The organism is Fructobacillus cardui (assembly GCF_963580785.1).
GTDB lineage: Bacteria > Bacillota > Bacilli > Lactobacillales > Lactobacillaceae > Fructobacillus > Fructobacillus cardui.
This window is the reverse complement of record NZ_CAUZLS010000002.1, coordinates 105,959-124,594: the sequence shown is the minus strand read 5'-3', so window position 1 is coordinate 124,594 and position 18,636 is coordinate 105,959. Positions and strand designations below refer to the sequence as shown.

Here is an 18,636-nt window from a genome sequence, read left to right as displayed (position 1 = left end):
TCGATTCACCAAGAAGTGGACCGATTGTTGGTTACTACATTATTCTGCTACTCGAGAGTAATTGGCAACATCTTTTAAGACTAAGTCTTTAAAGGCATCAGCCGACATCTTCTCGGTTTCTTGTTGGCCATAGCGGCGAACCGTAACCGTTTGGTTATCCTGCTCATCATCACCCAAGACCAACGTATATGGTACCTTCTTGGTTTGTGCTTCACGAATCAAGTAGCCCATCTTGGCTTCCTTGGTTTCGACGTTAGCACGCAAGCCGGCTTCCTGCAATTTTTGCTTAATCTTGTTAGCATAGGCACCGTGAGCACCGTTGTTAACAGGAATAATTTGAACTTGCAAAGGTGCCAACCATGTTGGGAAAGCGCCCTTATACATTTCGATCAAGTAGGCCGTAAAACGTTCCATCGTCCCAACAATACCACGGTGAAGCATCACTGGGCGGTGATTATCTTGACCATCTTCACCAACATAAGTCAAATCAAAGCGTTCTGGCAACAAGAAGTCCAATTGGATGGTCGACAATGTTTCTTCACCACCCAAGGCCGTCTTTGTTTGAATGTCCAACTTAGGACCGTAGAAGGCCGCTTCACCAGGTGCTTCGAAGTAATCCAAGCCCATGTCGTCCATAGCCCGCTTCAACTGTGCCTGTGACTTTTCCCACATTTCATCGTCGTCAAAGTACTTAGCAGTGTTTTCAGGGTCACGGTATGACAAACGGAAACGGTAATCCGTGATGTTAAAGTCTTCGTAGACAGCCATCGTCATCTTCAAGATTGACTTGAATTCTTCTTCCAACTGGTCTGGTGCTACGAAAGTGTGCCCATCGTTCAAAGTCATTTCACGGACGCGTGACAAACCAGTCAAGGCCCCTGACTTTTCATAACGGTGCATCATGCCCAATTCTGCAATCCGCAATGGCAAGTCACGGTATGAGCGTGGCTTGTGTTGGTAAACTGAAATGTGTGAAGGACAGTTCATTGGACGCAATTCCAAGAATTCGCCATCCCCCATGTCCATTGGTGGGAACATGTCTTCACGGTAGTGATCCCAATGACCTGAAGTCTTATACAAGTTCAAGTTTGACAAAACTGGTGTGTAAACATGCAAGTAATCGTTGGCCAATTCCTTATCAACGATGTAACGTTCTACCTGGCGACGGATCGTTGCCCCATTTGGCAACCAAACTGGCAAGCCTGAACCAACCTTTTGGCTCGTGAAGAACAAGTCTAAGTCACGACCGATGTTACGGTGGTCACGTTCCTTGGCTTCGGCCCGACGTTGCAAATCAGCTTCCAAGTCTTCGGCATTCCAGAAGGCCGTTCCATAAACACGTTGCAAAACGGCGTTGTCTGATTGACCACGCCAGTATGAACCGGCAACAGAAACCAACTTAAAGTGCTTAATCCAACCAGTTGATGGTACCAAACCACCACGGTCTAATTCAATGTGTTCACCTTGAACGGCCACTGAAATTGGCTCGTCTTCAGGCAAATCATTAATCAATTCCACCTTGTATGGGTCGTCCTTGAAAGTTTCCAAGGCTTCGGCACGACTGATTTCGTGTGACAAGATTGGCAAGTCTTCCTTAACAATCTTCTTCATCATCGCTTCGATTTCTGGGAAATCTTCCACAGAAACTTGGTTCCCGGCACCGTTATCAGTGTCATAATAGAAGCCGTTTTCAATAAATGGACCAACTCCGAAGTGTGCATGAGCAAACTTTGGCAAGCGACGCATTGCTTGGGCAAGCAAGTGCGAGGTCGAGTGACGCAGGATATCCAATGATTCCTCGTCCGCAGTGGTGATTAATTGAAAATCGCCACCCTCGGTCAATGGATCATTCATCCCAACATAGTGTCCATTCAGCTTTGCTGAAACAGACTTTTTTGCCAATGACTTTGCAATTGAACTTGCAACTTCAATGGGCTTGATGCCAGCCTCGTAAGACTTCTGAGCGCCATCAGGGAAATTTAATGTAATTTCTGCCATTATGATTGCCTTCTTTCTTTTTTCAATTGCTGATTTGGAAAATTAGGGACAAAAAAAGTCCCTTTGTGCGTTTGCACAAAGGGACGTGTCACCGTGGTACCACCCAATTTCCAGATAAAATCAATACCTGGGTCTTTGAGACAGCTAACGGTGTCACCCGGGCTAACTTTCAATTCCTACTCGTTAGCCATTCAGAGGTAGTCAAAAAATTAGGGCCCTGCTTACTTCCACCAACCGTAAGCTCTCTATCAGGACTTGCTAACCCAAGTTATCCTCATCAGCAATTTCTATGATTAAATATAACACGACCAAAAAAAAATATCAATTATTTCGCGTCAGCCAAAACCTGGGCCAGTGCTTGGCGAGCTTTGTCATCGTGGTCTAAAATGCCGTTATCATAAACGTTTTGCAAGGCTGCAACTTGGTCTTTATTCAATGCCATATCAAACGTCCTCCTCGTATTTGTGACTATTATAAGACAAGGATTTTAAAATTACCAGTCTTTTAAATCAGCTTTGTTATTCTTTTGTTCAAACAGAGCCCCAGTAAATTTTGTATAATGATACTAAATCTCATACCCAAAGGAGGCAGACAATGTCTGCAGCAAATCTCACAGCCCAAGTCGTTTTTGCCACAATCACCGGTAACAACGAAGCCGTTGCCGATATTTTAGTTGAAGAATTAGAGAACCAAGGGGTTTCCGTTAAAAAAAGCGAAATCTCCCAAACTGAGCCAGAAGAATTACAAGACTTTGATCTTGGTTTTGTTGTCCCCTACACTTACGATGAGGGTTCACTCCCCGATGAAGGTCTCGACTATTTTGACGACCTCGCTGACGTGGCCTTACCTGATTTCACCTATGCTTTAGCCGGCTCTGGTGACACTTTCTACGGTGACCTTTATTGCTTAGCGCTTGACTCCTTTGACGAACAATTTCAAAAGACCGGTGCCAAGCGTGCCGGTGAACTCACCCGAATTAACCTCTATCCTGGTGACCAGGATCGCGAGAAATTAGCGGCCCTAGTTCAGACCGCATTAGCCCAGGTGCAAAAATAAGTAATGACCAGCGCTCAAAGAGTTAGCAACGATTTAAAATTAACGAACACTACACTACTCTACTATTAGGTCAAGAAAAAAGACAAGCCTTAGCTGGCTTGCCTTTTTAATTGGCTTTGAAAGTCAAATTAGTCTTCAGCAGTTGTATAAACAGCCAAAACGTCTTCGTTTTCTTCCAATTCGTCGACCAAACTATCCAACTTTTCGCGATCTTCATCAGAAATCGCCATTGGGTTTTGAGCAATCATTGAAACTTCAGCATCAGCGAATTCGTAACCAGCTTCTGTCAAAGCAGCTTCAACAGCCTGAAAATCGCTTGGTTCTGTGTAAATTTCAAATGCTTCATCAGAAGTCTGCACATCTTCAGCGCCTGCTTCCAATGCTGCTTCCAAAATCGTGTCTTCATCCAAATCAGGGTTTTCTGACCGGTCAATGACCAAGTAACCCTTGCGGTCGAATTGGAAAGCAACTGAACCAGAAGTTCCCAATGAGCCACCGAAGTGCTTGAATGAGTTACGAACAGAAGAAACCGTACGGTTAATGTTATCAGTTGAAGCTTCAACCAAAACGGCCACTCCAGCTGTTCCATAACCTTCGTAAGTTACTTCTTCGAACTTGGCGCCACCGGCACCTGAGGCCTTGTCCAAAGCTCGTTGGATGTTATCCTTGGGCATGTTAGCTGCCTTGGCCTTGTCAACAACCAAACGCAATGAAGCGTTCATTTCTGGATCAGCACCGCCAGCCTTTGCTGCAACATATAAGTCGTGCGCAAGCTTTTGGAAAATTTTTCCACGCTTAGCATCTTGGGCGTTTTTACGACCTTGAATGTTATGCCATTTACTATGTCCTGACATTGTGTCTTCTCCTTAAAAAATTAAAATACAATTTATTGTAACAAAAATTGCATTAATTAACCAGGGAAAATTCGATTAGTAGTCGTTTCCGCCAAGGACTTCTAGGTAAGTCATCGCAGCAGATGAAATCAGGGCCGCCAAGATATCGTCCAAATAAACGTTAACAGTGTCGGTTCGATCATTGATTTCACCAATCAAACCAGGCTTTTCATCATCCAAACGTCCATAATGAACCGTTGCCGCAGCTGAGAATTGTTGGGTAATCCCAATTGCTAAAATTTCATCCACATTGTGGCCATTGGCATCGCGCTTCAACCGAGCCTTCAATGGCTCTGAGTCGGGCATCAAAACAGCTTGTTCATCCAAGAAGATGGCCGTCAAAATGATGTCGGCGACTTCATCCTTGTGCAACACGCGGTTAATCGCCTTGTCGAGGGCTTCCCCATCGACTTCATCATGAAACTTTTCAATCAAAAAGGCTTCTGTTCCTTCAAAGACGTCCTGCAACGTCACGCCACGGGCAATCAATTTATCGATGGCTGCTTGTTGGAGTGCTTCTGTCATTTTTTAATTCTCCCCTTCAATCCTGGTTCTGATACAATTCAACGTTCAAAACGTTTTCAATGGCTGCTAGGTTATCGACAATATTGTCCTCTTGTCCTAATGGTAACTGATTTAGCGCCAAAAGGGTATAGGCATAGTCGCCAACTGCTCGGTTTGATAATTCTTCAATGTTTAAGTCCAGTTCCCCAACGACCTTCGTAATTTGTCCAATCATATTTGGCACGTTATTGTGCAACACGCCCAACCGGTACTTGGTCGTAAATGGTTCGTTGATATCTGGGTAATTGACGGAATTCACGATATTTCCACTGGTCAAATAGTCGTCTAATTGCTTGGCCGCCATCAAAGCAGAAGTATCCTCCGCTTCAACCGTTGATCCACCAATGTGTGGCGTGATGATCACCTTGTCGTTATCAAACAAAACTTCACTACTAAAATCAGTAATAAACATCCGCAGCTTATCGGCATTCAATGCCTTCACTGCGGCTTCATCATCGACAATGCCACCACGGGAGAAATTAATCAAAGCCACATTTGGTTTCATTTCTGCCAGCTTGTCGGCATCGATAAAGTGGTGGTTTTCTTTCGTATAAGGAATGTGGACCGTGACAAAATCAGACTGTTGTAAGACTTCATCGACACTTTTGGCATGCGTAATGTGCCGGTCAACACGCCAGGCAGTATTAGCATTCAGACCTGGATCGTAACCAATCACCTTCATGCCAAAAGCCAAGGCGATGTTAGCAACCTTAGAACCAACGTTTCCAAGGCCAATCACACCAAGCGTCTTTTCATACAACTCCGTACCACGGTAGCCACCCTTATTTGCCTCCGTACGCAGCGAAACATCGCCACCGCGAACTTGGTTAGAAAAGTTAATCGCACCCACGATTGGTCGGGCCGCCATAATCAATGCGGCAACCGTCAATTCCTTAACCGCATTGGCATTGCCACCGGGAGTATTAAAGACCGGAATTCCTCGCTTGGACAAATCAGCCACCGGAATATTATTAAAGCCGGCCCCGGCACGAACAACGGCTTTCACTGACGTAGGAATTGGCTCCTTGTGTAAGTCTTGTGAGCGTAACAAAATACCATCGGGGTCCTGATCACCGTTAATCTCGTAACCACGGTCCTTCAAATAGTCCAAACCGGTGTGACTAATCGCGTTATACGTTTTAATGTTCATGATTTGTGTTCCTTCTCCGCCTTCTCCAAAAATGTAATCAACGCCTCGACTGCAGCTATTGGCTGTGCATTATAAAGGGATGCCCGGAAGCCACCGACCGAACGGTGACCTGCCAGGTTGTGCAGCCCTTCTTGATCAGCCTGCAAACTGATTTTCTTGTCCAAGTCGCTGTCTCCAGTCGTGAAGACCACATTCGTTAACGACCGTCCTTCACCGGAAACAGGCACTTGGTAAAAATCAGACTGATCTAAATAATCATAAAGGCGCTTGGCCTTCTTTTGGTTATTTAGGTAAAGTTGCTTGACACCACCCTGTTCGAAAACCCAATCCAGAACAAGACTGAGGGCATAAATACTGAAGACAGGTGGCGTATTGTACATCGAATCCTTGTCGATGTATGACTGGTAACGCATCATCGGGCCAACGCCTTCAATTTTTTGCTCGGCGAGCCAATCCTTTTTCACGATGGCTAGCGTGACGCCGGCAGGTCCCAGGTTCTTTTGGGCCCCAGCAAAGATGGCTGAAAAATCAGACACATTATAGGGTTCGGCTAAGATATTGGAAGACATATCCGCCACCAAGTGTCCCGTTGTCTTGGGCAAATTATCCTGGTGGTAGGTGCTGCCTTCAATCGTATTGTTAGTGGTAATGTGGAGGTAGTCATAATCTACTGCATCAAAATCAGCTGGTAACTCTGGCAAATAGCGGTAACGGTCTTGCTTTGAACTCGCAACAATGGTTGCCTCTTTGCCGACTGCCTGAGCCGCTTTGGCTGCCTTATTGGCAAAGTTACCGGAATCTAAGACCGCAATCTTATTCTTCTGATTTGCCAAGTTAAGGGGCAACATCTCAAATTGCAAGGATCCCCCACCTTGAATAAAGAGAACAGCGTAATCATCTGGAATGTCCATCAACTGACGCAGACGGTCTTCTGCATGGTGAATAATTTCATCAAACTTGGCACTACGATGAGAAATCTCTAAGATACTGTAGTGTGAATTTTCTTCCTTTTCCAAGTCCTCTCGAATCTGCTTAATCACCGAGCTCGGCAGGACCCCAGGCCCAGCCGAAAAATTATAGCTACTCAACGTTTTTTCCTCCTTCTTCACCAACAAAAAAAGCACAAGGTGCCCTCTAGCGCCCCGTGCCCAATACGGTCAAAATAAAAAAACTGAAAGACACACAGTAAACTTAAAAGTTCAGACGCCAGCGGCTGATTGTAGTCCATCAATCGTTGGTAAGTCCCAATACCTGCGGGCCTACTTCTACTCGATTAGTATCCATTTTAAGAAAATTTTAATTAAAGTCAAGACTTGTAATTAGGGCTTATCCAAGGTATAATTTTACTTGTTTGTTGCCGATGTGGCGGAACTGGCAGACGCGTACCGTTCAGGTCGGTATGGTGATTTCACCGTGCAGGTTCGATTCCTGTCATCGGCATTCTAAGCATAATTTAACAAACGTATAAAAAGTCCGATATCATCGTTTAAATGCGATCTATCGGGCTTTTTCGTTGCGCTTAAAACTAATTTTTTCAGACGTGTTTTTGACGTTTTTATCAATACTTTGGTCATTTTGTGACACTTTTGCGGCAATCGAGTTCGTGTGGCAGTTTTGCGTCAGATTGGTATAGTTATTTGACTTCAAAATAGTATGCCACCTAAATAAAAAATTTCTTAATTAAAACTCCGACTGACATTTCTATTTTGAAATTCTGAAAGATTTTTGCAAATAGCAACATCAATACCTACTTCTATCATTAAATATTGGCTTTTTTAAATAGGCAATCACCGACTAACTACTATTTTAAATTTTTCCCTCATTTCCCCTTATCTTCTCCTTATCCACTGAAACCCAACCGACAAACAAGGGCGAAAAAATCACAAAACCGTGATTTCTATTTAAAAAGAAAAACACTTTGCCGCCAGAATTGCTTTTCTGTCGGGAAACTTCTATACTCATAACTGTTATTCTTGTTAGTTTTTCTAACATTTTTCCACCTAATTATTAATTTTGTTATTTTACAAAAAAATAAAAATATTTCAAAGGAGTTCTTCTTTTTTATGATAACAGATCATTATTTACAAGCCTTCCTTTTCCTTCTCCCGATGGGAATCTTAGCTGGAATCGTCAGTACCACTGCCGGGCTGGCATCCCTTGTTTCTTATCCCGCACTCTTAGCAGTCGGTATTCCACCAGTTTTCGCTGATGTCACGAACACCGCTGCCCTCGTGATGACTGGTTTCGGTTCGATGTTTTCTTCCAAAAAGGAATTAACCAGCCATAAAAAAGAATTGATTAAAATTTTTCCATTAACAATTCTTGGATCGATTGTCGGTGCCTGGTTGCTTTTATCACAACCAGCTTCCTATTTTTCTAAGATTGTTCCCTTCTTTGTCTTGCTTGCTGGCTTACTCCTTTTCTCACAAATCAATAAGTCAAAGTCAAACCCACTCAATCTGACTCGCGATGAATCAATGGAAAACGATGCCCATTCACCAGTCTATAAGACGGTGATTTCCATCGCCATCTTGTTGGTTGGAATGTACTGTGGTTACTTCGGTGCAGCCGGTGGTGTGATGCTTTTGGCCATCCTTTCCGCCACAACCACGATGAACTTCTCCTCCTACAATGCGGTCAAGAACGTTTCTCTTGGTGCATCAAACTTGATTGCCACCCTGATTTACGCCTTTTCTTCTCACATTTACTGGGAAATGGCCATTCCAATGGGAATCGGCCTCTTCATCGGTGGCTATATTGGTCCAAAAATCGTCCGCATTATCCCAGATAAGACATTAAAAATCATTGTCAGTATTTTAGCAGTTTTGTTGGCCGTCGACCTCTTCGTGAAGGCTTACTTCTAAAAATTAAATCAACAGCCTCCAAAAGAGCTAACCAACTATTGGTCAGCTCTTTTTTCTGTCATCAAAATCCACCAGCTCCATTGGTGAAATCAGCTATTAGACCTATAATGAATTTAGGTTGTATGATATAATATCAGTGTTGTATCTTTTAAAAATACAATCAGGATAATCAATCACTCAGGTCAAAATGACCAACAAACGTTCAGCATCGGAAGGAGTTTTCATGAAAGTATTAATTATTGGCGCAACAGGGATGGCGGGTTCAGCAACCGTTAAGGCAGCATTGGCTGCTGGCGATGAGGTTACTGCCAACGGTCGGTCAACCGAAAAGCTTGCTGATTTGAAAAAGGAGTTTCCAGCCATTAGCACATTGCAAAAAGACGCCTTTGACTTAACAAAGGACGACCTTGCAGCATTTGACGTTGTTGTCGATTCTTTCTCGGCTCCAACCAAGGCTTTCTTGCAGATTGATTTGGCTGCCCACCTTGTTCACCTCGTCCGTGAACAAGAAAAGCCACGCCTGGCCTTTATTCTGGGCGCCGCTTCACTTCATACCGGAGCTGACCGCCACCTCTTGCTTGACGATTTAAAGAAAATTCCAGGATCAGAGGCATGGGTCAGCGGTCCAGCCAACCAGGTTCTTGAACTCGACTTTTTGAAAAATGTTGATAATGTTTCTTGGTTTGGTATTTCACCATCCATGGAGTTCATTGCTGGCCCTGCCGATCCAGAGCCATTAATCGGGCAAGATGATCTTTTGACCAACAATGAAGGAAAATCAGTCGTGACAAGTGATACACTTGCCAACGTCTTAGTGGCCGAATACCACGAACCAAAGCACCCTAACCAACGCTTTACCGTTGCGAACCACTAATCAATAATTTACTAACAAAAAGGCCCCGAAATTTTAAAATTTCGGGGCCTTTTCAGCCTACAAAACATGTTAGTGGCTATCGTATCGATTAAGTTCGATTTCTAGTGAAAAAGCCTAAAAGCTGTTTTTGACGTTTGGCTTCAGACTTTGCAATTCGTTGTTCTCGTGTTTCCTCTACTTTTCTCGTTACAGAATCTGTTTCATTTTCTGCTACCTGACTTGATTCAGCTGCTAATTGCTCTTCTTGCGGTATTTCCTCGGCATCTAAAGCACTCTTTTGTTCATGACTCATCTCATCATGTTCTAACCTTAATCGCTCTTCTGCATCCGTTTCTGACTCCAAAGGCTCTCCTTCATCAGGTTGATCTGCCTTCACTGACTCTTTTACATCCTTTGGTTCTGACCCCACAGGCTCTTTTGAATCATTTTGTTCTGCTTGCTCAGTTTCACCTTGATCCTCCTGGACCGTTTTTTCCTGAGTCGAATCGATTAATGGCAAACCATCTGGTGACTCTGATGGCTGGTCAACTACCTGGCTTTGATTCACCAAAATTCCTAACTGGGATAATGCAGATTCTTGACTACCTTCTGTCAATGGCGCTAAATCTCTAGGCACCAAAACCGGCCCTAATGGTGGCAAAGGTTGGTCAGGCGCAACCCCTTGATTGGTACCAGTTGCTAACAGACTCTTTTCAGCAGCGATGCTCTCTTCATTTTGCTGAATATCTGAATCACTATCTTGCTTCTCGTTAATTAACGAATCACTATTGACCTTACTACTCTGAATTTGACTTTTTTGATTCTGCCCGTCTTTTTTAAGCTGCTTTTCAGCCTCACGCTCTGCTCGAATCCGTTCAAGCTTTTCCTGCCGACTTTCTGGCCATTCAGGATAAGATAATTGTTGCAGCAGTTCTATCCGAGGGCGGATAACCTGAATGGGACTAGCATTGTCCGCCAAAGAGTAATGAACCAATAAGCTATCATCGGCACTCATTAATCCCTCAATTTTTTCTGGTAAAGAAGACAAAAAAGCAGCTAAATCAGTTGAATAACGGTCGATTCCTGATGGCAAAATAAGCTGGTCAGGATTGGCAACAATTGCCTTCGCCCCCTTCACGGCCTGGCGGTATTGCAATGCCACCATGGAAGAAACCAAACCATAACCAACAAATTCAACGTCCTTAGCACGGACTTCTTTTTTGGCTTGTCTGATTACTTTCAAGACTTCTTCATCATAAAAATTTTGGCAATGAAGCAAATCCGTGGCAAGGTATAAGACCGCCTGTGGTGATTTTTTCACTGCTTGAATTGGATAACTTGTTTGGTGAAATTCCGGTTCCGCCAAGATTACTCGAAGGGTTTTACTAGCCAGCTGATTTGGCATATCCAAATACGCCCCGAGGTATTCGGTTATCTGTTGGTCCTGGTCCATGAGCCAGCCATCAACTTTTTCAGCCATCGTGACCTCATAGAAAGTAAAGTCACCCGTTCCAGCTGACATCAAATCTAACCGATAATGGTCATAAACTCTTGGCACCTTTAAATCCAAAAAATTACTGTTTTGATACTGACTGCTAATAATTTGATCTTTTTCATCAAAAAATGTCCAACTCAAATATGCGTGCATTCGCTTGGAATTTTGGACTCGACGAGTTGTCCGATAAGTACTACCTGGCTTCAATCGGGGTAAATCAGAAACAGACTTATCTCGATAGTAATTTGCTGCATCCGTCCATGAAGCAATAACCTGACCAGAAGGTAAAAAATGATTCGTATAATGAACCTCATTTTCCTTAATGAAGTCAACAATTGCACCCTGTAACTCATGGAGGACTGTCTGTGGTTGCCAATAGATTTGATATTGCATTAACGCCAGCCCTCCTGTTTAATTGCTTTGGCCTGTCGGCTAATTTCTTTTTTCAAAAATTCGACCATGGCATCTACCTGGTCCTCATGATGGCCAGGCATTTGCTGGCGATTAACAGTGACATTGTTATGGCGGAAGTAATCCAATAACTTTGGTAATGATTCACCATCATATTCGTCTTGAGTCATCGTAAAGAGTGAAACCTCGCCATTGCGCCAAGTCAATTGATTCAACGAATGCCACAATTTTTGATCTAAACGTTTGGTATCAGATTGATCAAGCCGGCCGGTTAACAAATAGCGAACATCTAAAATCCAATCATGGTTAACGCCACTATGAGCAAAGTCCCCCCGGGCGGTGAAGGTCCCCAAATTGATAATTGGCTTAGCCAACACTAGGTGGTCAGCAGCAACCTTACCAGCATAATACATCGCAGCGTAAGAACCCATTGAGTATCCGGTCAAAATCAGTTCATCGGCCGTTACTCGGGCCGTTTCTTGAGCACTCCTGATTTTTTCCGTAACTAAATCCTCGTATTCTTCATTACCGACCATAAAGGCTCCGCCTTGTGTTCTGGAATCCGTAAAGAGCAAGTATGGGTAGCCTAAATCAGACAAAGGTCCCATCATCTCAAATCCCTCAACATACAGACGAGTGCCGACAAAGAGAACAACAAGGGGACCCTTTTTAGTACCTGGGTTAAAGTAAGAAAGGACTTCTTGCCCATCCTCCGTCATATCACGCCTTCCACCTGGTAAAAAATATCCTAGCCCGTGGCGAGACCGCCGTTGGTGCACATTATGCAGGTCCAAGGACCCTTTACCCTTCGCAAGCACAAGAATTTGATAGTCCTGATACGAGGCCGGCGCTTTAATCGCCGTCAACCGCTGCATTGCAGGCCCTTGAATCATCTGTAATTGCTGTAAATTACCATTGTGATAAAAAACAAAGCACAACGCTAATTCAGCATCCCCAGTTTGTTCATAATCACAGTAAACAAGATTCTCTTGCCCTGGCTGATAGTCACCCGGAAAAGTTTTAAGCGTTCCAATTTGCTGGTAATCATCGCCAAAATCGCCGCTAATCGCGGTTGAAAATCGGCCCGACCGTTTAAGCTGCCAGCAATAATTTTTGACCGGCAAAAATTGCGTTTCAGAGAAACGAGTTGGAAAACCTGCTTGTCCCAAATACAAATCGCGAAAAATTCGATTAGCCACCTCTTCTGGCTTTTTTTCATGAAAGTAAAAAGCACCACGATCATCTAAAGCCTGCTTCAACTCCCAATTGAAACCAACGGCATTTCCCAAATAAATAACTCGATAAGCTGGCCACTCCCTGATTTGACGTGCCAAAACAGTCGAATCAATCACGGAATCGGTCAACAAAACATATGTATAAGCTAAAAAACTGGGATCTTGTTGCCGAGCCAACAAGAAAGGCAAGTCCCAGCTAGCAGTATAATGCCAGTCCAAATTTTCGTTTTGAACCTGTTCAGTCCAATCTATTTCTCCAATTTGTAAAATTGACATCTGGGCCATCGCGATCCTCCTTCAAAAGTTATTCAATACTTAGTTGACCTTCATCGATTCAACCAAGCTAGTCCCGTTCAACTCAATTACCTTCTGACAGATAACTTTTTATTTAAAATCAGCGTAACTCAAGCCGCCACTTAGCAGCCAAAGCGTCACTAGCATAGTCCGATTGAACCTTTATCAAGGAATCCTGAACTCCCTGCCAATTTTGCTGATCAAAGAGCCAATTCAAACTAGTAACAATATCGCTTACACTTTGAATATGCTTCGTCTCTGATGCCTGGTAAGCCGTTTGGGTTTTAGTCAGAGAAGGCAGGCCGTGCGCCAAAGCTTGCGCCTGAAGTGACAAATCGACCTCATCGGCCAAATCAATAACAGCCGATGCGGTTTGCAGATACTCCTGCCGCTTTTTAGGCGCCTGCCAATCAAGTAGAACAAACTGGGCAGGTAATGTCTCTAATCGTTCGAAAGGCAACGTTTGGCTCTGCGCCAATTGACCTAATTTTTCGGTTAACAATTGCTGAAAGCCAACTTGCCACATGTCATTTTCAACAATAATTACTAAATCTTCATGCTCAATTGCTAAGTCGAAAAGTGTGGTAAAGATATGGTTGGCATAATCAACTGAAAGCGAACCCAAGCGCCAGTAGCAAACAAAGTGCTTTTTCGGTACAGCATTCTTAGTCGCCAAATCAACTGCAAAAGGACCTAGTACAATTGGTTGGTGGGCTAGGTTGAAAGCTGATGAAAGTGGCACTTGCCCCGTTATAGTCTGGAAAGATAAAAGATCATTTGGACGTAATTCCTGACTAATTTCAGCCCCATAAAAGGGATAGTCCAAGACTAGGACTCGCTTATCTTCTTGAATTTGCTGGGCAATTGCCAGGTTTTCTACCGAAGGTTCTACCAAAAGTGTTTGATCTGAAAGCAATTGAATATGTAAAACCACCAGGTGTTCAATCAGGGCGCCCATCTCAGCAAAAGTTTGCTCAGAACCATCCGGTAACAGCGCCTGGACCTGACCAGTCTGACAGTTTTCAGTTGCAACCACCGCGCCGCTTTGACTAAGATAGTCAATCGTCTTCAATGATTCCTCTTGGTAAGTCAATACTCGCGAAACAAAACCCCGATCATCAATCGTGAGTTGTTGCGCCACTTGACCGTTTTGAAGCAAATCAATTCGATCAATCAAATCTGCTTTGGGATAAGTAAAATAAATTGTCGCGTAGTGGGCTAAATCAACCAAGACCACAATTCGATCGTACATACGAACAAATTCAGCATTCTTTGGCCAAGTAAAATCAGTTAAATCAAGTGGCTGACGATCCTTTTGTGTCACTTGCTGCAACTCGTCATAAGCAGACCAATACTGAATGGCTTCAATCTGAGCCTGACCAAGCCAGGTCCTCAATCGTGGCAAGTAATTGGCAAAAATAACCGTCACCTGGTCTTCGGCACGCAAAAAGAGCTTGGTCAAAGCCAGACTACTATCAACCTCGTTTTTTGAGTTCGAATTTTCTTGCCAGGTTGGCAATAAGGATATGTTCAAGGCTTCTCTCCTTTATCAACCTTAAGCTAACAGTTCAACCTTATCTAAGGGTAGCCCTGCCTTCTTTAGTTTTTCTCGGTCAATTTCCGCCACCAATACACGGCTAACAGCATGATTTTGATTCGTTAGGACCATGACTAAATCAGGCCAGACATTCCCCTGGTCATCCAAAACACCCTGTGGGAGGGCCAAAGTGGTCCCAGTAGGTGCCAAAACCAAACAACGGTCGACTGTACTAATGTGGACATCGCAGCGTCCCTGCTTTTCCATCACATGTTTTAAGTAATTCTCTGCAGAGTCATAATGACGCTGATTTTTATCGAGGACAAAGTTACGCATCCCTTGAAAATAAAAGTCTTGGCAAACCATCTGATCAAAGCCAACGTAAAAATCAGATTGGAGCAGTTGACCGTTACTGAAATATTGTTTGGCAAACAACCGGCCATTGCGTTGGTAAATATCTTTGCGGTCCGCTTGACCGCCTTCATTTTGCCAAGTCACTGCTTGCACGAGGCGGTTGGAATTAGCAAACCAGCGTACGTCAGCCACCAAGTGACCCGCTACGGAAATACTCTTCGTCCAGTCCTTATTGACGACCAATTGACCCTGGTTAGGAACTTTTAAATCATAAAACCAGACGCCCTCACCATCTGCTTGATCGGCTAGATAGCTTTGGCTACAAAGATCAAAAACTTGGTGTAACTCCAAGCCAAGATCACGGGCAATTTGAACAGCATCTTCATGAGGGGTTGCTAGCCAAAGTTCATCCAATTCACCAGCTAGCACCTGATTAATTTGCCAAGCAACCGCCTGCTGGTTTCGTTCATCAAAACTATTAATTAATGCAACTTTCATGATAGTTCATCCTCCAGTTGTGCCCATTTTTCAGCAACATTTTCTGTCAAAAATGGCCGGCAAGAAGCGATTGCACCAGCCGAAAGCCAATCATAGTCCTGGAAACAAGACAAAATGGCATCCGCAAGCTGGGCCACATTGTTTTTCCGGTCAGCATCGGTTGTCAAAAAATCAGCCAAATAACCATTTTCCCCAGGATGAATCAATTCCTTGGCGCCAAAGTTATTCGCATAACTAGCGACTGGCAGCCCCTGGCTCAAGGCTTCCAGATAAGTCAGGCCAAATCCTTCCGAGTATGATGCGGAAACAAAAACATCATGACGTTGCAAATCCTTGGTCACATGCTGAGACAAACCAGCTAAGACAACTCGATTGGTCAAACCAAGCTCCTTAATTTGCTTGGCTAATTTTTGATCCTCTGCTCCGGCGCCATAGATGGTCAAATTGACGTCATAACCACGCCCCACAAGAACTTGAACAGCGTCAATAATTTGATCAATGTGCTTTTCTTCGTGCAAACGAGAGGCTGTTACCAAATTTAATTTTTGATTTTTTCTGGTCTTTGCATGGCCAAGTTTTGTGACCCCACCAACAGGAATGGCATAGATCTTATCAAGGTTTTTCTCTGCCGTATAACCTTGCAAATCAGCCTTTAGACCAGCTTTTTGTGCCTTGGTTGCCACAACAACCGCATCATACTGGTCTAAATGATCCAGTGTGTACTGATAAAAATTATTAAAAAGAATGTGCCCGTTCTCTTCGCTCACCTTATGGTTCGCATGGACCATGCCAACAATTTTCTGCGTAGAACCAGCTGCCTTTTGTCGAACCAAAGTTTCATCGTAGAACGTGCCCCGGTCAACAAAGTACGTATTTTGTCCGAAATGTGCTGCCAATTGATCTAAGAAAAAGGTCACTAATTCATCAAAGGTCAAGAAATAGTAATTTTCCCCCAAGAAATTAGTCAGATGAATGTCCTGCATGATTTTTTCACCTGGACCCTGTCGATATGACCACTCAATCTGATGTGTGCCCTTCGTCAAAGAAACATGGGCATCATCAACGATATAAATATTTTTTTCTGTACTAAAAATCTTATCGCGTAAACGGCGAATTTGGTAATTACCAGAGCTTTGAGCCGTGATAATCCGTTGCGTATCGGTTTGATCAATTAGAATCTTTTCATGACTGTTTTGCACTTCGTCTGCGGGCAAGCCATTATCCAAGTAATCCAAAGGGTCAGCGGCTAACAAAAAATCATAAAGGCCAATAACCTGATTTTCCGGCAAATGCCATTCACGCATATGAATATGCAAATCCTGGAGTAAATCAGTAAAGACAATTTTGAATGGTAATTGTCGATCTAAGAAGCATTGAGATCGATAAAACTGAGCATGTTCGACGCCCGAATTTCCGTGACCCATACCTTGGTTAAGAAAAAAATTCATAAACACTTATACCGCTTTCATTCAGATTTTTGTTGAAATAATGGCAAGAAAGGGCTAACCAAGGACTCGGTTACCCCTTTAAAACGATGATTAACGCTGTGCCAAAGCTTGAGCTGCTGTGATGATGGCTACCTTGACCACGTCATTCTTAGAAGCACCTCTGGAAAGATCTGAAACTGGCTTGGCCAGTCCTTGCAAAATTGGGCCAATCGCCTCAAATCCGCCCAAACGTTGGGCAATTTTATAGCCGATATTGCCCGCCTCCAAGCTTGGAAAGACAAAGACGTTCGCCTGACCAGCCACCGTCGAACCGGGTGCCTTGGCATTGGCCACCTTTTCAACAACGGCTGCGTCAAATTGCAAATCGCCATCAATTTGGTCAGCTAATTCCGGTGCCAATTCCTTGGCTAATTTTGTAGCTTCCTGAACCTTTTCAACTTGGTCACCCCTAGCAGAACCCTTCGTTGAAAACGAAAGCATCGCCACCTTTGGATTGATACCAAAAATTTTAGCAGTACGAGCTGATTGAACAGCGATTTGAGCCATCGTTTCGGCATCAATCTCGATGTTAATCGCGCAGTCAGCAAAGACAAAACGCTGGTCGCCCTTCTGCATAATAAAGGCACCAGAAATTCGTCGAGAACCAGGCGCTGTCTTAATTAATTGGAGAGCAGGACGAACCGTATCACCAGTTGGATGCACTGCCCCAGAAACCATCCCCTCAGCGGCACCCATTTGGACAAGCATCGTGCCGAAGTAGTTGTCATCTTGAAGCCACTTTTCAGCTGTTTTTTCGTCTGTTTTACCCTTACGGCGCTCGACTAGGGCCTGAATCATCTTAACGCGTTGATCTGTTGGAACGGTTTTGATATCAACAATTTCAACCTGATTTAAACTCAATTGAAGCTTTTTTGAAAGGGCAACGATCGCCTCTTTTTCGCCCAAAACAATTGGGCTGACCAAGTCCTCTTGGGCCAACTCAACAGCGGCTGTCAAAACCCGTTCATCCGTTCCTTCGGGAAAGACAAGGCGGATTTTTTGACCCTTAATTTCTGTTTTAAACTGATCGAAAAGTGACATATTTGCGCTCCCTTTTTACTCGTTAGTCTTTTCTAAAGTATACCAAAGTTTCTTTCTTTTATTAGCCCTTTACGGTCAAATTTCAAACTTATTTCAACCAGTTAACAGGGACTTCTTGGTGCCTTTCTAAAAAGGCATTGGCCTTGGAAAATGGTTTAGAACCAAAGAAGCCCCGATAAGCGGCCAATGGGCTTGGGTGTGGCGCCATTAAAATCAGATGCCTTTCAGTATCGATTAGCCGCGCCTTTTGCTGGGCCGGCTTCCCCCACAAAATGAAAACCTTTAGCCGTTGATCAGCGCTAGCCGCCTTAATCGCTGCATCTGAGAGTTCTTCCCAGCCTTGTTTTTGGTGGCTATTAGCTTGACCAGCAGCCACAGTGAACACCGTGTTAAGCAACAAAACACCCTGACTTGCCCATGTCGTTAAATCATGACTGGGTCGCACGCTGCCAATATCACTGGCTAACTCCTTTAAAATATTGCGCAGTGATGGCGGAGCTGGTAGAAAATCAGGCACCGAAAAGGCCAGGCCTTGGGCCTGATTTTCGCCATGATAAGGATCTTGACCTAGAATAACTACTTTCGTTTGCGCTAACGGAGTTTTCTCAAAAGCCAGAAAAACGTTTTCGCGCTTGGGGTAAACTGGTTTTTGGGGATCTTGATAAACTTCATTTAAAAATGATTCGGCCTGCTGTTGATAGCCCGCGGGCAAAAAAGGTGCTAAAGCCTGATCCCAGTCAGTTTTGGTCAAAGAAAAATCAACCATGGTGTATACTACTCCTAATAAGACATTTCACTAACACTGTACCAAAGAAAAACACAAGAGAAAACGCTACCAGACACGTTTTTACCCAATCTTAAGGACTCTTTATGCTCAGTCGAGAAAAACTACTTAATTTAAAAAAA

General features: G+C 43.8%; 16 protein-coding genes, 1 tRNA gene and 1 other annotated feature. Of the genes, 4 read left to right on the top strand and 13 right to left on the bottom strand.

Annotated features, from left to right (window positions below):
* Positions 1–39: 39 nt before the first annotated feature.
* A complete protein-coding gene (gene thrS, locus AABI20_RS02775) occupies positions 40–1,998 on the bottom strand; it encodes a threonine--tRNA ligase (RefSeq protein ID WP_047974378.1) in 1,959 nt (652 codons plus the stop codon).
* 76 nt (positions 1,999–2,074) lie between these two features.
* Positions 2,075–2,288 (bottom strand) — a binding site (T-box leader).
* A 304-nt stretch (positions 2,289–2,592) separates the two neighbouring features.
* Here thrS and AABI20_RS02770 point away from each other — a divergent pair.
* A complete protein-coding gene (locus AABI20_RS02770) occupies positions 2,593–3,054 on the top strand; it encodes a flavodoxin domain-containing protein (RefSeq protein WP_338346712.1) in 462 nt (153 codons plus the stop codon).
* A gap of 128 nt (positions 3,055–3,182) precedes the next feature.
* Here AABI20_RS02770 and AABI20_RS02765 read toward each other — a convergent pair whose 3' ends face one another.
* The 4 genes from AABI20_RS02765 to serC all read right to left on the bottom strand — a co-directional run bounded on the left by AABI20_RS02765 (position 3,183) and on the right by serC (position 6,749).
* Entirely contained in the window at positions 3,183–3,908 is a 726-nt protein-coding gene (locus tag AABI20_RS02765) for a YebC/PmpR family DNA-binding transcriptional regulator (protein ID WP_059393201.1), read from the bottom strand.
* Between the two features lie 75 nt (positions 3,909–3,983).
* Positions 3,984–4,472, bottom strand: a complete 489-nt coding sequence (locus tag AABI20_RS02760; protein WP_288846380.1) for a phosphatidylglycerophosphatase A family protein — start codon at positions 4,470–4,472, stop codon at positions 3,984–3,986.
* Between the two features lie 16 nt (positions 4,473–4,488).
* Positions 4,489–5,664, bottom strand: a complete 1,176-nt coding sequence (locus AABI20_RS02755) for a 3-phosphoglycerate dehydrogenase family protein (protein WP_338346769.1) — start codon at positions 5,662–5,664, stop codon at positions 4,489–4,491.
* On the bottom strand, positions 5,658–6,749 hold the full coding sequence (serC, locus tag AABI20_RS02750) for a 3-phosphoserine/phosphohydroxythreonine transaminase (protein ID WP_338346711.1): 1,092 nt from the start codon (positions 6,747–6,749) through the stop codon (positions 5,658–5,660). The genes AABI20_RS02755 and serC overlap by 7 nt, the downstream gene beginning before the upstream one ends.
* 268 nt (positions 6,750–7,017) lie before the next feature.
* On the opposite strand from serC, the gene AABI20_RS02745 reads away from it, so the two are divergent.
* Positions 7,018–7,101: transfer RNA gene (locus tag AABI20_RS02745), tRNA-Leu, on the top strand.
* A 366-nt stretch (positions 7,102–7,467) separates the two neighbouring features.
* Here the strand turns inward: AABI20_RS02745 and AABI20_RS02740 are convergent.
* Positions 7,468–7,653, bottom strand: coding sequence for a hypothetical protein (locus tag AABI20_RS02740; RefSeq protein ID WP_248661258.1), 186 nt, complete (start codon positions 7,651–7,653; stop codon positions 7,468–7,470).
* Positions 7,654–7,724: 71 nt separating this feature from the next.
* Here AABI20_RS02740 and AABI20_RS02735 point away from each other — a divergent pair, with 71 nt between their 5' ends.
* Both AABI20_RS02735 and AABI20_RS02730 read left to right on the top strand, forming a co-directional pair.
* Complete coding sequence (locus AABI20_RS02735) at positions 7,725–8,525, top strand: sulfite exporter TauE/SafE family protein (protein ID WP_047974373.1); 801 nt, start codon at positions 7,725–7,727, stop codon at positions 8,523–8,525.
* 223 nt (positions 8,526–8,748) lie between these two features.
* The gene (locus AABI20_RS02730) at positions 8,749–9,399 is read left to right on the top strand and encodes an NAD(P)-dependent oxidoreductase (RefSeq protein WP_047974372.1); all 651 of its coding nucleotides are present in this window, start codon (positions 8,749–8,751) and stop codon (positions 9,397–9,399) included.
* An 88-nt stretch (positions 9,400–9,487) separates the two neighbouring features.
* Here AABI20_RS02730 and asp3 read toward each other — a convergent pair whose 3' ends face one another.
* From asp3 to AABI20_RS02695, 7 genes are all read right to left on the bottom strand, one after another.
* Positions 9,488–11,266, bottom strand: coding sequence for an accessory Sec system protein Asp3 (asp3, locus tag AABI20_RS02725; RefSeq protein ID WP_338346709.1), 1,779 nt, complete (start codon positions 11,264–11,266; stop codon positions 9,488–9,490).
* Positions 11,266–12,804, bottom strand: coding sequence for an accessory Sec system protein Asp2 (asp2, locus tag AABI20_RS02720; protein ID WP_047974371.1), 1,539 nt, complete (start codon positions 12,802–12,804; stop codon positions 11,266–11,268). Before asp2 ends, asp3 begins: the two co-directional genes overlap by 1 nt.
* A 109-nt stretch (positions 12,805–12,913) precedes the next feature.
* Positions 12,914–14,347, bottom strand: coding sequence for an accessory Sec system glycosyltransferase Asp1 (gene asp1, locus AABI20_RS02715; protein ID WP_053068896.1), 1,434 nt, complete (start codon positions 14,345–14,347; stop codon positions 12,914–12,916).
* Positions 14,348–14,368: 21 nt separating this feature from the next.
* Positions 14,369–15,202: a hypothetical protein gene (locus tag AABI20_RS02710; protein ID WP_047974370.1), complete on the bottom strand. Its 834-nt coding sequence runs from the start codon at positions 15,200–15,202 to the stop codon at positions 14,369–14,371.
* Complete coding sequence (locus AABI20_RS02705) at positions 15,199–16,650, bottom strand: glycosyltransferase (protein ID WP_338346706.1); 1,452 nt, start codon at positions 16,648–16,650, stop codon at positions 15,199–15,201. Before AABI20_RS02705 ends, AABI20_RS02710 begins: the two co-directional genes overlap by 4 nt.
* 90 nt (positions 16,651–16,740) lie before the next feature.
* Complete coding sequence (gene pta, locus AABI20_RS02700; protein WP_338346705.1) at positions 16,741–17,730, bottom strand: phosphate acetyltransferase; 990 nt, start codon at positions 17,728–17,730, stop codon at positions 16,741–16,743.
* 88 nt (positions 17,731–17,818) lie between these two features.
* A complete protein-coding gene (locus AABI20_RS02695; protein WP_288846389.1) occupies positions 17,819–18,496 on the bottom strand; it encodes a uracil-DNA glycosylase in 678 nt (225 codons plus the stop codon).
* Between the last annotated feature and the right edge of the window lie 140 nt (positions 18,497–18,636).